Raw genomic sequence first — 14,878 nt, 5'->3', positions numbered from 1 at the left:
CGCGTTGTCGCGGGACGTCTACAGGCCGGGCCGCTCGGGGCGGTCGAGCCCGTGGGCCTCGACGCTGCCGCCGCCGGCGAGACCGGGCCGCGGGAGGGGGCGCGGGCTCTCGCGACCGGGACGGTCGGTCGCCGACTCCTCCGGCGTCTCCTCGTCGCCCTCGTCGTCGACGCCGAAGACCTCGGCCTCGGTCTTGCCCTCGAGGAGCGCCTCGAACTCGTCCTTCTCGATCGTCTCGCGACGGAGGAGGACCTCGGAGATCGACTCGAGCGCGTCGCGGTACTCCACCAGGATGTCCTTCGCCCGCTGGTGGGCGAACTCGACGATCCGGCGGATCTCCGCGTCGATCTCGCGGGCGATGTCGTCGGAGTAGTCCGGCTCGCTCGAGAACTCGCGGCCGAGGAACGGCTGGCCGTGATCGTGGCCGAAGACGCGCGGACCGAGCTTGTCGCTCATCCCGAAGCGCATGACCATCTGCTTCGCGGTCTGCGTGACCTTCTGGAGGTCGTTCGAGGCACCCGTGGTGATCTCGCCGAAGATGATCTCCTCGGCGGCGCGACCGCCGAGCGTCATCGCCATCGAGTCGAGGAGCTCCGCGCGCGTCGTGAGGAACTTGTCCTCCTGCGGCATCGAGATCGTGTACCCGAGCGCCTGACCACGCGCGACGACCGAGATCTTGTGGACCGGGTCGGCGTGCTCGAGGAAGTGCCCGACGAGCGCATGGCCCATCTCGTGGTAGGCGGTGATGAGACGCTCCTTCTCGCCCATGACGCGCGTCTTCTTCTCGGGACCCGCGATGACGCGCATGATCCCCTCTTCGAACTCCACCTGGCTGATCTCGCGCTTGCCGTTGCGGGCGGCGAGGAGCGCCGCCTCGTTGACGAGGTTCGCGAGATCCGCACCGGTGAAGCCCGGGGTCTGACCGGCGAGGGAGTCGGTGTCGATCTCCTTCGCGAGCGGCTTGCCGCGCGTGTGGACGTCGAGGATCTTCTTGCGGCCGCCGCGGTCGGGGCGGTCGACGGTGATCTGGCGGTCGAAGCGGCCGGGACGCAGGAGCGCGGGGTCGAGGATGTCGGGCCGGTTCGTGGCCGCGATCATGATGATGTTGTCCTTCGCCTCGAACCCGTCCATCTCGACGAGGAGCTGGTTGAGGGTCTGCTCGCGCTCGTCGTGACCGCCGCCCATGCCGGCGCCGCGGTGACGGCCGACGGCGTCGATCTCGTCCATGAAGATGATGCAGGGCGAGTTCTGCTTCGCCTGCTCGAAGAGGTCGCGGACGCGGGAGGCGCCGACGCCGACGAACATCTCGACGAAGTCCGAGCCGGAGATCGAGAAGAAGGGCACGCCCGCCTCGCCGGCGACGGCGCGCGCGAGGAGCGTCTTGCCGGTGCCGGGCGGGCCGTAGAGCAGCACGCCCTTCGGGATCCGCGCGCCGAGCGCCTGGAACTTCTTCGGGTTCTCGAGGAACTCCTTGATCTCGTGGAGCTCCTCGACGGCCTCGTCGGCGCCCGCGACGTCGCGGAACGTGATCTTCGGCGAGTCGACGCTGAGGCGCTTCGCCTTCGACTTGCCGAACTGCATCACCTTCGAGCCGCCGCCCTGCATCGAGTTGAGCAGGAAGATCCAGAGGCCGATGAAGAGGAGGAACGGCAGGACGTACACGAGCGCGCCCAGCCAGCCGCTGCCCTTGTCGCCCTCGATGTCGAAGCTCTGGATCTTGCCCTCGCGGACCGCGGTCTGGAGCTGGAGCTCGAGCCGCTCGGCGCCCTCGGGGGCGAAGCCGGTCTCGTAGGTCCGGCCGTTCGGCTCGCGCAGCTCGACGTCGAGGATGTTGTCCTTCGTGCGAATGTCGACGCTCTTGACGAGGCCGTCGTCGAGCTGCGTCTGGAACTCGCTGTACGTCGGCGTCTTCTCGTCGTCGCCCGGGCTGATGAGCCGCGAGGCGAAGAACGCGAGCACGACGACGATGAGGATCGGGAATGCTGCGCTCTTGAAGAACCGGCTCATGCCTCAGGGACCTCTGCCGCCGGACGGGCGGCGCTTGGGCGTCGTACGACGGTGCGCAAGGCAACTGAGCGTACCACGGTGCTTTCGGCGTCCCGCCGCACCGCGGACGCGGCGGTCGTCGGCTCAGGACGCCGCGAGAGCGGCGACGTACGGGAGGTTGCGGTAGCGCTCGGCGTGGTCGAGGCCGTAGCCGATCGCGAAGCGGTCCGGGATCTCGAAGCCGACGTAGCGGGCGTCGAGCTCGACCTTGCGGCGCTCCGGCTTCGTGAGGAGCGCGCAGACCTCGAGGCTCGCGGGATCGCGCGCGCCGAGGTTGCGCAACAGGTATTGCAGGGTGAGCCCCGAATCGACGATGTCCTCGACGATGAGGACGTCGCGCCCCTCGATCGGCGCGTCGAGATCCTTGAGGATCCGCACCACCCCGCTCGAGTCGGTCGCGCTCCCGTAGCTCGCGACGGCCATGAAGTCGACCTCGCACGGGATGTCGATGTGCCGCATGAGATCCGAGAGGAAGAAGACCGCGCCCTTGAGGACCCCGACGAGCAGGAGGTCGCGGCCGGCGTAGTCGCGGGAGATCTCGTCGCTGAGGGCGCGCACGCGCTGCTCGAGCGCGTCCGGCTGCACGAGGATCTCGCCAATCTGCGGGTCGCGCACGGGTCCGAGTCTAGGGAACGGCGCGTCCACGCTCCGGGAGGGGCGGCGTCGCCACGACGCGCACGATCCCGCCGCCGACGACCGCGCGGGCTCCGTCCCCGAGATCGAGCGCCCCGGACGACCCCAGCGCGAGGACGTCGGCGAGGCGCCCGGGCGCGCGCGGGCACGGCCGGCCCGTCACGTCCTCGGCGAGCCGTCGCAGGACGAGGCGCGCGAGCGCCGGCGGGAGGCCGGCGAGCCGCCCCACCTCGATCGCGTCCCCGCCGCCGAGCGCGTCGCCGACCGCGGCATCGAGGACCGCGGCCTCGTCCCGGAGGATCTCCGCGGTGCGCAGCACGTTCTCCTCCGCGGCGGGATGGATCTCGCGCAGAGCGGGCACGAGGCGGTGCCGCACCCGTGCCCGGGCGGAGGCGCCCGACGCGTTCGAGGGGTCGTCGACCCAGGGCAGGCCTCGCGCCTCGCAATACGCCGTCGTCTCCTCCCGCGAGGTCCCGAGGAGCGGCCTGACGATCTCCCCGCGGCGCGGCTCCATGCCGAGGAGCGCCCGGCGCCCGGGGGCCGCGGCGAGCCGGTAGAGGATCGTCTCGACCTGGTCGGAGCGGGTGTGCGCGACCGCGATGACCGCTCCGCGGGCGGCGGCGAGACGCCCCGCGGCCGCGTAGCGCGCGTCCCGCGCCCAGGCCTGGAGGTTCCCCGTCGCGGGCGGGACGCCGAGCCGCTCGACCTCGAGCGGGACGCCGAGCTGCGCGCAGATCGCGGTACACGCCCCGGCGTCCTCGGGCGAGTCGGCGCGGAGGCCGTGGTCGACGTGGAGCGCGGTGACGCCGACGCCTCCGCGGAGCGCCACGACGGCGTCGAGGAGGCAGACCGAGTCCCGGCCGCCGCTCACGAGGACGAGGACCGGCGCCCCGCCGAGGACGAGGCCGCTCTCGCGGACGCGCCCCCGGACCCGCGCGACGACCTCGTCGCTCATCCGCGGCCGAGCCCCTCCTCGCGCGCCCACGCGATCGTGCGCCGCATCCCCTCCTCGTAGCCCACGCGCGGCTCCCAGCCGAGCACGTCGCGGGCCCGTGCGATCGAGTGCGTCCCGCGGCGGCGGAGGTACTCGATGCTGTGGACGTTGAGCTCGGTGTGCCGGCCGGCGAGGGCGGCGCCTCGCGAGGCGGCGGCCGCGAGGGCGCGCAGCACCGGGGCGGGAGCCGTCCTCGGGCGCGGGAGGCCGAGCCCCCGGGCGTACGCGCCGAAGTAGTCGATGACGGGGACGCCGATCCCACCGGAGAGCGTGAACGTGCCGCCCCGGGCGCCCGGCTGCGCGGCCGCTGCGACCACGCCGTCGCAGAGATCGTCGACGTAGACCGGCGAGTGGATGCCCGCGCCGCCGTCCGGGAGGACGAGCTGCCGGGTCCGCAGGAGCCGGATCGGCTCGACCGTCCACGGGCGGCTGCGCGGCCCGAAGACGTCGCCCGGTCGCACGACGACCGCGTCGGCCCCGTCGAGGATGCCGCGCAGGACGACGTGCTCGCTCGCGATCTTCGTGTCGACGTACGGACTGCCGGTCGGGTGCACCGGCCGGTCCTCGTCCGCGCCGTCCGGGAAGTCGTTGCCCGCGACGGTCACCGACGAGAGGTGGACGAGTCGCGCCCCGGCCCGCCGCGCGGCGTCGAGCGCGTGCCGGCAGCCGTCGACGTTCACCGCCGCGAAATCGCGCCAGTCGCCGGCGAGCGTGACGATCGCGGCCGTGTGGACGACGACGTCGCAGCCGTCGGCGAGCTGCTGCCACGGCCCGGGGCGCGTGACGTCGCCCGCGGCCACACCCGGCGCCGCGCCGGTCGCCACGTCGACGCCGCGGACCTCCCATCCGTCGGCCGCGAAGCGCTCGGTGAGAGCGCGTCCGATGAAGCCGGCGGCGCCGGTGACGAGGACGGCCGGCACCTCAGTCCTCGACGGCCCGTGCGATGAAGAGCTCCGTGGCCTCGGTGAAGCCCTTGAGCCGCACCTCTCCGATGAGCTCGAACTCGAGGTGGGAGCCCGCCTGCTCGATGACCGGCCGCGTGGCGATCACCTCGCCGCCCGCCGACCTCGCGGCGACGCGCGCAGCGAGGTTGACCTCGCGGCCGTAGTAGTCGCCGTCCCGGTAGAGGGTCTCGCCGTAGTGGATGCCGATCCGCGGCAGCGGACGCTCGGCGACGAGCGTCTGGAAGCCGACGGCCCAGTCGATGAGCGAGGACGGGTCGCTGCCGACGATCATCACCTCGTCGCCGATCGTCTTGATGACGCGCGCGTCGTCCGGGAGCGTGTGCTCGACGTTCTCCACGAAGCGCTCGACCGCGCCGACCGCCTCCTCCTCCCCCTCCTCCTCGGTGAGCTTCGTGTAGCCGGCGAGATCGGCGAAGGCGATCGCGACGCGCAGGCGCCCGAGGTCGAGCCGCTCCCCCGCCTCGACGTCGCTCTCCATGTGCCCGATGACGTCCTGCTCGACGAAGTGGGCGAGGAAGCGCTGGTGGAGGTGGTCCATCATCGGCGAGGCGAGCGGGATGAGGCCGCGCGCCATCCGCTCCATCTCCTCGGCGATCTCGGTGCTCTGGACCCCGTCACGCATCAGCGGCTCGTGGACGTAGAGGTGGAAGAGCCGGACCTCCGCGTCGGCGATCGTCGCGAGCGCCTGCCCGAAGACGCGGCACATCTGGAGGAAGGCGACGAGCGGGTAGCCCGCTGCGAGCACCGCTGCGCAGTAGCGCAGGAACTGGAGGTCGTCGTCGCTGATGCGCCGCAGGGCGTGGGCGTTGAAGCCGACGCTCGAGTAGATGCGCTCGATGAGCGCCGGCTCGAGGCCGGTCTCGCGCGACGCCTCCTCGAGCGTGTGCTCGGTCGCCGGCGGGGAGAGCAGCTCCTCGATGTACCCGTAGGCGAGGCGGCCCTCCTCGGTCGCGGCGCGGATCTCCGCGATCGCGTGCCCGCGCTCGCGCAGGCGCGCGACGAGCCGCGCGTGCGAGGCGACGGCCGTCGTCCACTCGCCCTCCTCGGCCGCCGGCAGGAGGCCCGCGTCCCGCCAGCGCCGGAGCGTCCCGACGGAGACGCCGCTGCGGCGCGCGACCTCCGCGAGCGGGATCGGCTCGGGGCTCACGCCTTCAGGTGCGGATACTCGGCCTCGACGACGGCGCGGAACCGCGCGTAGATCGGCTTCGTGATCGGGATGAGCGCGAGGGCAGCCTTCACGTCGCCGCCGGTCTTGATGCGCCGGCGCGCGATCGCCATCGCGATGTTCTCCTTGCCCTGGAAGTACTTGACGGCCGTCTCGGACGACATCGTCATCCGCACCCGGGAATCCCACTCGACGTCGTCGGTCCACTCCCAGACGAGGTTGCCGGGCTCCTCCTCGCGCGCGGCCCGGATGTTGACGACGAGATCGACGTCGTCGAACTCGAACCGCTGCGGCACGTCCGCGTCGCGCAGGCTGGGCCCCATCTCCGGGTCCTCGCTCATCATCGTGAAGACGCGGTCCATGACCGTGCGGAACTCCCGGGGCGAGGCGAGCTCGATGCCCATGGCGGCCTCATCCGCCCTTCGTCGTGCGGCCGGAGCCCGTGGACCGGGACGAGCCCTTCGCCCGGGAGCCGCTCGTCGCCGACGACGACTTCGTCCGGGAGGACGCCGCCTTGCGGGCGGTCGTCGAGCGCGTGGACGGGGAGCGGCGCGCCGGGGCCTTCTTCTCCGCCGCGAGCGCGTCGACGCGCTTCTCGAGGGCGTCGATCCGCGCGTGGAGGCGCGAGAGCTCCTCGGCGGTCGTCGGGCGGATCTCCTCGATCGCGTCCTTGAACCGCGTCGCGACCTGGGCGAGGTCGTCGGCGAGCTCCTGCGCGCGATCGCGCGTCATCTGCTGCGCCTGCTGCGCCCCGTCGGCGGTCGCGTGGAACGCCTGGTCGACCGCGGAGCGCACCTGGTCGGCGCGGCTCTTCTTCTTGTCCTTCTTCTTCGCCACGTCGCGGACACTATCCTGGCCGCCCGTGTCCGCGCCAGAGCGCCCGATCCACCTCCACCCGACGACGCAGCTCGCGCCGAGGGTCCTCCTCCCCGGGGACCCGGGCCGGGCGCTCGCGATCGCGCAGCACCTGCTCGAGGGCCCGAAGATGCTCAACCACAACCGCGGCCTGTGGGGCTACACCGGCCGGGCCGCGGACGGCGAGCTCCTCAGCGTGCAGTCGACGGGCATGGGCGGGCCGAGCGCGGCGATCGTCCTCGAGGAGCTCGCGGACCTCGGCGTGACGACGGCGGTCCGCGTCGGCACGTGCGGCGCACTCGACGGAGGGCTCGCCCACGGCGACCTCCTCGTCGCAGGAGAGGCGATCGCCGCGGACGGGACGAGCCGGGCGCTCGGCGCCGGGGATCGCGTCGCGGGTGACGAGGAGCTCACCGCGGCCCTCGAGGCGGCGACCGGGCGGACCGCCGCGCTCGTCGCCTCGACGGACGTCTTCTACGAGCGCCGCCCCGACCTCTCCCGACGCTGGGCCGCCGACGGCGCGGTCGCCGTCGAGATGGAGACCGCGACGCTCTTCCGGGTCGGCGAGCTGCGCGACGTCGCCGTCGGCTGCGTCCTCGCCGTGACCGATGTCCGGACCCCTGGCGACGACGAGCGCCTGCGGATCGACGACGACGCGTACGGGCGGCTGGCGTCGGCGCTCGCTGATGCGGCCGCCGCCGCGCTCGGGATCGACGCCGCGACGTGAGCGTCGAGGTCCAGCTCGGCCTCCTGCTCTCGGTCGCGACGGCGTTCGTCTCGATCCTCGGCTTCCTCTACAAGCACCGCGGCGCGGTCGCCGCCCCACCGGTGACCTGGCGGCACCCCGTCCGCTCGACGGCCGCGCTCTTCGCGAACAAGTGGTGGACGATCGGGATCGTCGTCGCGATGGCGTCGTGGGTCTTCCACGTCGCCGCGCTCGCTCTCGCCCCGATCACGCTCGTCCAGACGGTCATCGCCGGCGGGCTCGTCCTCCTCACCGTGGTCGCCGACCGGCTCTTCGGCCTCCGGGTGACCCGGCGCGAGTGGATCGGCGTCGCGCTCACGGCCTGCGGGCTCGCGATCCTCGCCGCGACGCTCGGACGCGCGGCCGTCGACGACGCCCACGGCGAGTACGAGACCGCGACGCTCGCCGCCTACGTCGGCGGCCTCACGGTCGCCTCCGGGCTCGCCGTCCTCCTCGCTTCTCGCTTCCCCGCCCGCGCGGGTGTCGTCCTCGCAGCCGCGGCGGGCCTCCAATGGGGCGGCTCGGACGTGTCGATCAAGGCGCTCACCGGAGAGCTGGGCGAGCTGGGGCCACTCGTCCTCGTCCATCCCCTCGCCGGCGTCATCCTCGCCCTCTCGCTCATCGGGCTCGTCGTCTCCGCGCGCTCGCTGCAGATCGGCGACCCCGTGCCCGTCATCGCGACGACCTCGGTCGCCGCGAACCTCTCGACGATCGCCTCGGGCCTCGTCGTCTTCGGCGAGCCGCTGCCCGACGACGCGGCGGGGGTCGTCGTCCGGCTGCTCGCGTTCGCGCTCGTCGTCTGCGCGGCCGCCCTCACCCCGGGCCCGGTCGCGGCGATCGACCGCCCGGCGCGCGCCTGACCGCGCGCGCCGCTACTCGAAGCCCGAGATCGTCCGGGCGCGCAGCGCGCCCTCGACGAGGCCGACGATGCGCGCGACCTCGGCCGTCGTCTCGTCGTCGAGCCCGCCCTCGAGCGCGCGGTTCGCCGCGGCGCCCACCGCACGTCGCTCTTCGCGCAGGGCGTCGAGGCGGCTCTGCACGGCGGCCCGGTCGGCCCACGGAGTCAGCTCGGAGAGCGCCGCCTCGAGGGCGATGCGGAGCTGGAGGGCCGCCTCGCGGGTGCGACCCGCGCCGAGGTCGAGACGGGCGCGGAGGACGAGCTCCTCGCTCGCCAGCGGGACGTCGCGCGCGCCGAGGAGCGCGGCGAGGCGCTCCTGCGGCTGGAGCGCGAGCTGTCGCCGCTCGCGGCGGGCCGCGTAGGGCGGCAGCTCGACGGCGTCGTTCCAGCGGCCGCTCGCGACCCGGTCCCCCTCCCCGGTGCCGACGCGGACGACGAGCGCCTGCTCGCGCGCGACCTCGCGGACGTAGGGGTCCGCGGTCGCGATGCGATGGAGATGCAGGACGCGGTTGAGGACGACGAGGGCGGCCTCTGCCTCCTCCTCGGGGTCGACGTCGCGGCGCCAGCGGTCCGCCTCCTTGGCGTCGGCGAACGGCTCCGCGGCGATGATCGTCGCCCGACCCGTCGCCACCGGGGTCGGCTCCGGCTCCGGAGCCGCCTCCGTCGGCCGGCGCCGGCGGACGAGCCCGCGGCGCGGCGGTGCCCCGAGGGTCGCGACGATGAGGACGTGCTCGATCTCCGCGGCGTGACCGCGGATGACGTAGCGGCCGTCGTGAGGGCCGAGGCCCCACGGGAACTCGAACTGGACGAAGCGGAAGAGACGCGACGCGTCCCCCGTGGGGGACGCGTCGCCGTCATCGGTCGCCATCGGGGCGGGTGCCCCCGGCACTACTCGCCGACGTGGGCGTCGCTCGCGCGCTCGCCCTCGCTCAGCCCGTCGTCGTCATCGGCGTCGAGCGCTGCCGAGGACACCTTCGTCGAGACCTCGGGGTTGTCGATGTCGCCGATCCGCTCGATGAGCTTGATCCACTGCGACGGCTTGAGCTGGCCGTTGAGCTTCTCGTCGAGCTTGCCGTCCTCGGCGACGAGCGGGCGCCAGCCGATGTGGATGTGGTCCGCGTGGTCGGGGAGCGCGATCGTGTTGTCCGCGCCGTCGAACGTCATGAGGCTGATGATCTGGTCCGGCTTCATCGTCCCCTGGAGGGTGAGGAGCCGGCGGATCGTCGCCTCGGTGATCGAACCCGGGCCCTGGTTGCCGAGGATCGGCAGGCCGTTGACCTTCGGGATGTCGACGGCCTTGCCGCCCGGATGGGCCGACAGGTTGCCCGACGCGGTGTAGATGCTCCGGCGACCGCAGGAGAGCGACGAGACCGTCGGCTTGAAGCCGCTCGACGACAGGAACGCGAGCGTCGCCAGGACGCGGCGGTCGATGACCCCCGCCTTGATGTCGCGGCGGCCGCAGTCGTAGACGTCGATCCGCGGGTCCTCGAGGACGCGCTTCTGGAGCGTCTCCTTGCTCATGAGCAGGATCTGCCCGATCGACGCCGACTTCGCGTCGGGACCGAAGAAGGGGTTCTTGCCCTTCGCCCGGTAGACGGCCGTGGACTCGAGGAGCTTCCACCCGTCGAGGATCGGCTTCGGGTCGATCCGCGGCGCGCCGCGGCCCGCCGGGCGGATCTCGAACAGGACGTGGGGCGCGAACTCGTCGGAGACCGTCCCGATCCGGCCGAGGATCGTGCCGGCGATGACCTTCGAGCCCTTCTCGAGGTCCTTGAGCACGACGTCGTCGCGGTCGAGGCCGTAGGCGTCCTTGAAGTACGTCTCGAACGTCTCGTCGTCGGCGAGCGCGTCACCGTCGTTGAGGAGCTGCTCCTCGCCGCCGGCGGCCTTCGCCGCGGGTCGGGTCGGGTTCGCGAAGAGCCGCTCCTTCGCCGGAGCGACGGCCTTCGCCGGAGCGTTGGCGGCCTCGCGGACCTTGCCGACGACCTCGTCGACCTTCTCCTGGACGCCGCCGCTCGCGGGCGCGGTCGGCTTCGGATCCTTCGGCTCGTCGGCCGCGTCGGTCTTCTCGCCCTCCTCGGGCGTCTTGACCTTCGGGACCGGGTGCTGGGTCGCGAGCTTCTTGAGGCCGCCGTAGGTGTACGTGTTCCCGTACGTGTCACGGAGCTGGACGAAGCGGCCGAGGCGCGGGTGCGTGCCCATCGCGACGATCTCGCCGTCCTGCACCGCGATCACCGGCGAGCCGGCGTCCGCGAAGACCTTGACGCCGCGGCGCCGGTCGTCGCCCTCGATCGGGCGCGCGGGGTTGCTGCCCTTCGCGATCCGCTTGGCGACGTCCTTCTCGCGGAGGTCGTCCGCGTAGCGGGCCTTCGCGTGGACCGGGAAGTGGCCCTGGGTGAGGCCGGTGAGCGAGCCGACGAGGTCGGCGGGCAGGCCGCCGATGAGCCGGGCGCGCATGAGCACGCTGTCGACGTACCAGTCGGCGTGGTTGTAGGCGAAGATCGCCTTGCGGAGGTCGGTGTCGGCGCCGGCCGCCTTGAGGTAGCGCGCCGCGGCGAAGATCGCGTCGACCGGGTTGTACGGGTCCTTCTTGCCGTCTCGGTTGGCGTCGACGCCGTAGGCCTTCCACGAGGACGGGATGAACTGCATCCAGCCCAGAGCGCCGGCCGAGCTCACGTTGAGGTTGCGGCCGTAGTCGGTCTCGATCTCGTTGATCGCCGCGAGGATCTCCCAGCGCACGCCGTACTCGATCCCGGCCGCCTGGTAGATCGGCAGCAGGAACGGCGGGATCCGGAACTTCTCGATGAAGAAGTTCGGGACGCCGACCGGCGCCGCGCCGGGGAGCGCGAGCGCGAAGCCGGGGTTGGCCGGCGTCGGGGTGCCGTCGGCGCGGCGGGTCCTCGTCGCCTTGCGCCGCTGCGCCTTCGCCTGCTTCTGGGCGGCCTTCTCGGCCGCGTCGGTCGCGGCCTCGGTCGCCTTCTCGGTCTCGCGCTCGGCGCGCTGCTGCGCCTCCTTCGTCTTCGCCGTCGTCTCGTCACCGGTCTCGGCGGTCGCGGGCTCGGTGGGAGCCGCGTCCTTCGCCGGGGCCTCGGGGGCCGGGGCGGGAGCGGGCGCCGGAGCCGCCGGGGCGGGAGCCGGAGCGGGCGTCGCGTCGACGATGCTCACGATCGGGAGCTGGATCCCCGGGATGCGGATCTGGTCGAGCGGCGTGCCCGGCGGGATGTCGAGCGTCAGCGTGAGCTGCTGCCCCCCGAGCAGCGTCACGACGATCGTCCGGGGTTCGGCGCTGGCCGGCATCACTGCCGCGCCGAAGCCTGCCGAAATGACCCCAGCGGTCAGCAGTCCTGTCAGAAGCTTGCGAGTGCTCATGCGTGCGTGCGGTCTCCTCCCCGCGACCCGTACGCCGTTAGCCGGGCCCGCGAAGCGCGGGCGGACCCTACCCCGGGCCCCGTCACGTGACGGCAGGAACGTATCTTGAAGGGGGGATGGATTGCAAAGTGGAACCGTCCCCCCTTCGGGTCGATCTCGCCAGCCGTTCGGGTGAGAGATGCGTCGAAAACTGGCCGAACGTCCAGCCCGATAGGCTGTGCCCACGTCCGCCCGCGTCAGCAAAGGACCTCCCACCGACATGAGCACGGAGCCAGGAAACCGCCGCGACGTCACCCGTCAGGGGCAGGAGGCGCTCGGCAAGCTCGCGCAGGATCTCCTCGAGAACCCGCTCATCAGCGGCGCGCTCTCGCGTGCTTTCGAGGCCCGTGAGAAGGCCGTCCAGGCGCAGGAGGTCGCGATGGGCGCCCTCAACATCCCGTCGGCCGCCGACATCGAGCGGCTCACGCGTCGCCTGCGCTCGGTCTCGCAGCGGCTCGAGGGGATCGAGGACGGCGTCGACCGCCTCGACGAGCGCCTCGCCGCGCTCAAGGGGAGCGCGGGACTCGAGAGCCGCCTCGAGGCGATCGAGGAGAGCCTGCGGACGATCTCGCAGGAGATCGCCGCGCTCAGCGCCGCCCAGAAGGGCTAGGACGAACAGGGGGTCGGTGCTTCCACCCGACCCCGGGCCATCGGGTCGCGCGCGGCGCGCCGCGGGCGACCTGCCTCGACTGTCACGGCCGACGCAAGGGATCTTGCACGCGTGGACCGCGGGATCCTCTTCCCCGAGCACCGCGGCCTGTACGCCGTGGGACGCCCGGACATCCCGCCCTACGGCGAGGCGTGGGCCGCCTTCCTCGAGACGCGCGGACGATCGGCCGAGCCCGCCGCCGCGGCCTCACGACCCGGTGCCATCGCGCGCCTCGGCCTCGGTGCCGTGCCGGTCGTCCCCGAGGTCGTCGTCCGCGCGCGCACCGCCGACCTCGGTCGGCCTGAGGGCGACGTCGACGCGCTCGCTGCCGGCGACGGACCTCCGGACGGACGGCCGAGGCCTCGCCGTCACGTCCTGGCCGAGGTCAACGGGCGTGTGCGCGTACTCGGCGGCATCGGGATCCGCGTCGACCTCCTCCTGCGCGGCCTCGGCGTCGCCGTCGAGGCCGACGGCCGCAGGTCGCACGACCGCTTCGCGCAGTTCGACCGTGACCGCTGGCGCGATCGCGAGCTGCAGAAGCTCGGGTTCGCCCCGCTGCGGTTCACGTGGTGGGACGTGACGCGCCGTCCCACGGTCGTCACCGACGACGTGTTCCGCGTCCTCGAGCGCCGTGCCGCGCTTTCTGCTCGCTGAGCGAGAAGGAAGCGCGGCGCGCGGCGGCGAGCGGCGCCGCGGCCCCTACGCGAGCGCCGCGACGACGGCCTCGAGCTCGGCGACGACGTCGCCGCCGAGGCGCAGCGCGGCATGCGGGTCCCACGGCGTGGATCCCTGCGTGACGATCGCGACCTGCCCGCCAGAGCGCAGGGTGATCCCCGGGAGCTGGGCGACCGGATGGACCTCGAGCGAGGACCCGACGCAGAGCAGGAGGTCGGCCTTCGCCGCGAGCGTGGACGCGCGCTCGAGCGCATCGGCGGGAAGGAGCTCGCCGAAGAGGACGACGTCGGGCTTGAGCGGGCGGCCGCAGTCGCAGCCCGGGACCCCGTCCGCCGACGACGCGAGACGCCCCCGGACCTCGTCGAGCGGGTAGCGCTCACCGCAGTCGAGGCACGACGAGTGCTCGATCGTGCCGTGCACCTCGACGATCTCGGACGTGCCGGCGCGCCGGTGGAGCATGTCGATGTTCTGCGTGACGACCGCATCGAGCTTGCCCCGGCGCTCGAGCTCGACGAGCGCGCGGTGCGCCCCGTTGGGCTCCTTGTCGCGCAGCGTCGTGAAGCGGTCGCCGTAGAAGTGCCAGAAGCGCGAGGGGTCGGCGCGCCACGCGTCGATGTGGGCGACCTCCATCGGATCGACGTTCTCCCACAGGCCCGTGCCCGGGGAGCGGAAGTCGGGGATGCCAGACGGGACCGAGATGCCCGCGCCGGTGAGGGCGACGACCGAGCGGGCGTCCGCGATGAGCTCCGCGAGCCGCTCGGCGCCGGTCTGCGAGGAAGACGTCGTCATGTGCGAGGGAGGGTACGCGTCAGGACCGCAGCTCACGCCGCAGAGCCTCGACGGCGCGAGCGACCTCGTCGAGTCGCGGGGCGACGGCCCCGGCGAGCCGCTCGCACTCCTGCGCGCCGGTCTCGGTGCGGCGGTAGAAGCGCCGCGAGCGGCGCTCCGGATGCTCCCACTCGCCCGCGATGAGCCCCCGCTTCTCGAGGTCGCGGAGCAGCGGGTACATCGTGTTGGGGTTGACGACGACGAGGCCGGCGGTCATCTCGGTGACGCGCTCCATCAGCGCGTTCCCGTACGACGGCGCCTCCGCGAGGAGACGCAGGACGAGGAACGGGAGCAGGCCGGCGCGGCGCAGCTCGCCGACGAGCGGGTCGCCCGAGCCCGCACCCCGGGCGCGGCGGGACCCGGCCGCCGCGTGGGCCTCTCCGATCGGCGCCGCCCCGGCGACCGCATCTCGGGTCTCGCGGTCGGGCATGCGGGCAGGATCGCAGGCCCTGAACGCCGACGGCCGGCCGGGCACTCGCGCCCGGCCGGCCGTGGTGCTGCGCTCGCGTGAGGAGGCCGGCTACGCGCCGGCGGGCTCCTCGACGCGGCGCGGGAGCAGCGTCTCGCGGGCGATGACGAGCCGCTGGATCTGGGCCGTGCCCTCGTAGAGCTGCATGATCTTCGCGTCGCGCATGAGCTTCTCGACGGGGTACTCCTTGATGAAGCCGTAGCCGCCGTAGACCTGGACCGCGTCGGTCGTCACCTTCATCGCGGTGTCGGCGGCGAAGCGCTTGGCGTGCGAGGACTGCAGCGTGTTGCGCTTGCCCTGGTCGAGGAGGACCGCCGACTGCCAGGTGAGGAGGCGCGAGGCCTCGATCTCCGTCGCCATGTCGGCGAGCATGAACTGGATGCCCTGGTGCATCGCGATCGGCACGCCGAACTGGACGCGCTCCTTCGAGTAGTCGCAGGCGAACTCGAACGCGGCACGCGCGATGCCGGTCGCCATCGCGGCGACGCCCGGACGCGTGCGGTCGAGGGTCATCATCGCGAGCTTGAAGCCCTTGTTCTCCTCGCCGA

General features: G+C 73.0%; 16 protein-coding genes. 4 read left to right on the top strand and 12 right to left on the bottom strand.

The features are described from left to right. Positions 1-18: 18 nt before the first annotated feature. The 7 genes from ftsH to ACME2J_RS13390 form a co-directional block, all read right to left on the bottom strand. Positions 19-2,007: an ATP-dependent zinc metalloprotease FtsH gene (gene ftsH, locus ACME2J_RS13420; protein ID WP_495545431.1), complete on the bottom strand. Its 1,989-nt coding sequence runs from the start codon at positions 2,005-2,007 to the stop codon at positions 19-21. A 123-nt stretch (positions 2,008-2,130) separates the two neighbouring features. Next, complete coding sequence (gene hpt / locus ACME2J_RS13415) at positions 2,131-2,646, bottom strand: hypoxanthine phosphoribosyltransferase (protein ID WP_495545461.1); 516 nt, start codon at positions 2,644-2,646, stop codon at positions 2,131-2,133. 25 nt (positions 2,647-2,671) lie between these two features. Beyond that, complete coding sequence (gene tilS / locus ACME2J_RS13410) at positions 2,672-3,634, bottom strand: tRNA lysidine(34) synthetase TilS (protein WP_495545430.1); 963 nt, start codon at positions 3,632-3,634, stop codon at positions 2,672-2,674. Then, positions 3,631-4,593 (bottom strand): NAD-dependent epimerase/dehydratase family protein, encoded by a 963-nt coding sequence (locus ACME2J_RS13405; protein WP_495545429.1) that lies wholly within the window; start codon positions 4,591-4,593, stop codon positions 3,631-3,633. Before ACME2J_RS13405 ends, tilS begins: the two co-directional genes overlap by 4 nt. Before the next feature lies 1 nt (position 4,594). Further along, positions 4,595-5,785: an adenylate/guanylate cyclase domain-containing protein gene (locus tag ACME2J_RS13400; protein WP_495545428.1), complete on the bottom strand. Its 1,191-nt coding sequence runs from the start codon at positions 5,783-5,785 to the stop codon at positions 4,595-4,597. Next, a complete protein-coding gene (locus tag ACME2J_RS13395; protein ID WP_495545427.1) occupies positions 5,782-6,207 on the bottom strand; it encodes a hypothetical protein in 426 nt (141 codons plus the stop codon). The genes ACME2J_RS13400 and ACME2J_RS13395 overlap by 4 nt, the downstream gene beginning before the upstream one ends. Positions 6,208-6,214: 7 nt before the next feature. After that, positions 6,215-6,640 (bottom strand): hypothetical protein, encoded by a 426-nt coding sequence (locus tag ACME2J_RS13390; protein ID WP_495545426.1) that lies wholly within the window; start codon positions 6,638-6,640, stop codon positions 6,215-6,217. Between the two features lie 25 nt (positions 6,641-6,665). Here ACME2J_RS13390 and ACME2J_RS13385 point away from each other — a divergent pair, with 25 nt between their 5' ends. Next, positions 6,666-7,385, top strand: a complete 720-nt coding sequence (locus tag ACME2J_RS13385; RefSeq protein ID WP_495545425.1) for a phosphorylase family protein — start codon at positions 6,666-6,668, stop codon at positions 7,383-7,385. After that, positions 7,382-8,263 (top strand): DMT family protein, encoded by an 882-nt coding sequence (locus tag ACME2J_RS13380; RefSeq protein WP_495545424.1) that lies wholly within the window; start codon positions 7,382-7,384, stop codon positions 8,261-8,263. The genes ACME2J_RS13385 and ACME2J_RS13380 overlap by 4 nt, the downstream gene beginning before the upstream one ends. A gap of 12 nt (positions 8,264-8,275) precedes the next feature. Here the strand turns inward: ACME2J_RS13380 and ACME2J_RS13375 are convergent, their stop codons facing one another. Together ACME2J_RS13375 and ACME2J_RS13370 are read right to left on the bottom strand one after the other, a co-directional pair. Further along, positions 8,276-9,169 (bottom strand): hypothetical protein, encoded by an 894-nt coding sequence (locus ACME2J_RS13375; protein WP_495545423.1) that lies wholly within the window; start codon positions 9,167-9,169, stop codon positions 8,276-8,278. 20 nt (positions 9,170-9,189) lie between these two features. After that, complete coding sequence (locus ACME2J_RS13370; RefSeq protein WP_495545422.1) at positions 9,190-11,565, bottom strand: lytic murein transglycosylase; 2,376 nt, start codon at positions 11,563-11,565, stop codon at positions 9,190-9,192. 364 nt (positions 11,566-11,929) lie between these two features. Here ACME2J_RS13370 and ACME2J_RS13365 point away from each other — a divergent pair, with 364 nt between their 5' ends. After that, positions 11,930-12,319 (top strand): hypothetical protein, encoded by a 390-nt coding sequence (locus tag ACME2J_RS13365; protein ID WP_495545421.1) that lies wholly within the window; start codon positions 11,930-11,932, stop codon positions 12,317-12,319. Positions 12,320-12,430: 111 nt separating this feature from the next. Next, positions 12,431-13,012 (top strand): endonuclease domain-containing protein, encoded by a 582-nt coding sequence (locus tag ACME2J_RS13360; RefSeq protein ID WP_495545420.1) that lies wholly within the window; start codon positions 12,431-12,433, stop codon positions 13,010-13,012. A gap of 45 nt (positions 13,013-13,057) precedes the next feature. On the opposite strand, the gene ACME2J_RS13355 is transcribed toward ACME2J_RS13360, so the two are convergent. From ACME2J_RS13355 to ACME2J_RS13345, 3 genes are all read right to left on the bottom strand, one after another. Next, positions 13,058-13,822, bottom strand: coding sequence for an SIR2 family NAD-dependent protein deacylase (locus tag ACME2J_RS13355; protein WP_495545419.1), 765 nt, complete (start codon positions 13,820-13,822; stop codon positions 13,058-13,060). A gap of 19 nt (positions 13,823-13,841) precedes the next feature. After that, positions 13,842-14,291 (bottom strand): PadR family transcriptional regulator, encoded by a 450-nt coding sequence (locus ACME2J_RS13350; RefSeq protein WP_495545418.1) that lies wholly within the window; start codon positions 14,289-14,291, stop codon positions 13,842-13,844. A 90-nt stretch (positions 14,292-14,381) separates the two neighbouring features. Next, on the bottom strand, positions 14,382-14,878 hold a 497-nt coding region (locus ACME2J_RS13345; protein WP_495545417.1), incomplete at its 5' end, for an acyl-CoA dehydrogenase family protein.

The organism is Paraconexibacter sp. (assembly GCF_059438195.1).
The sequence above is the reverse complement of the archived record's forward strand: the minus strand, read 5'-3'. Positions and strand labels throughout refer to the sequence as shown.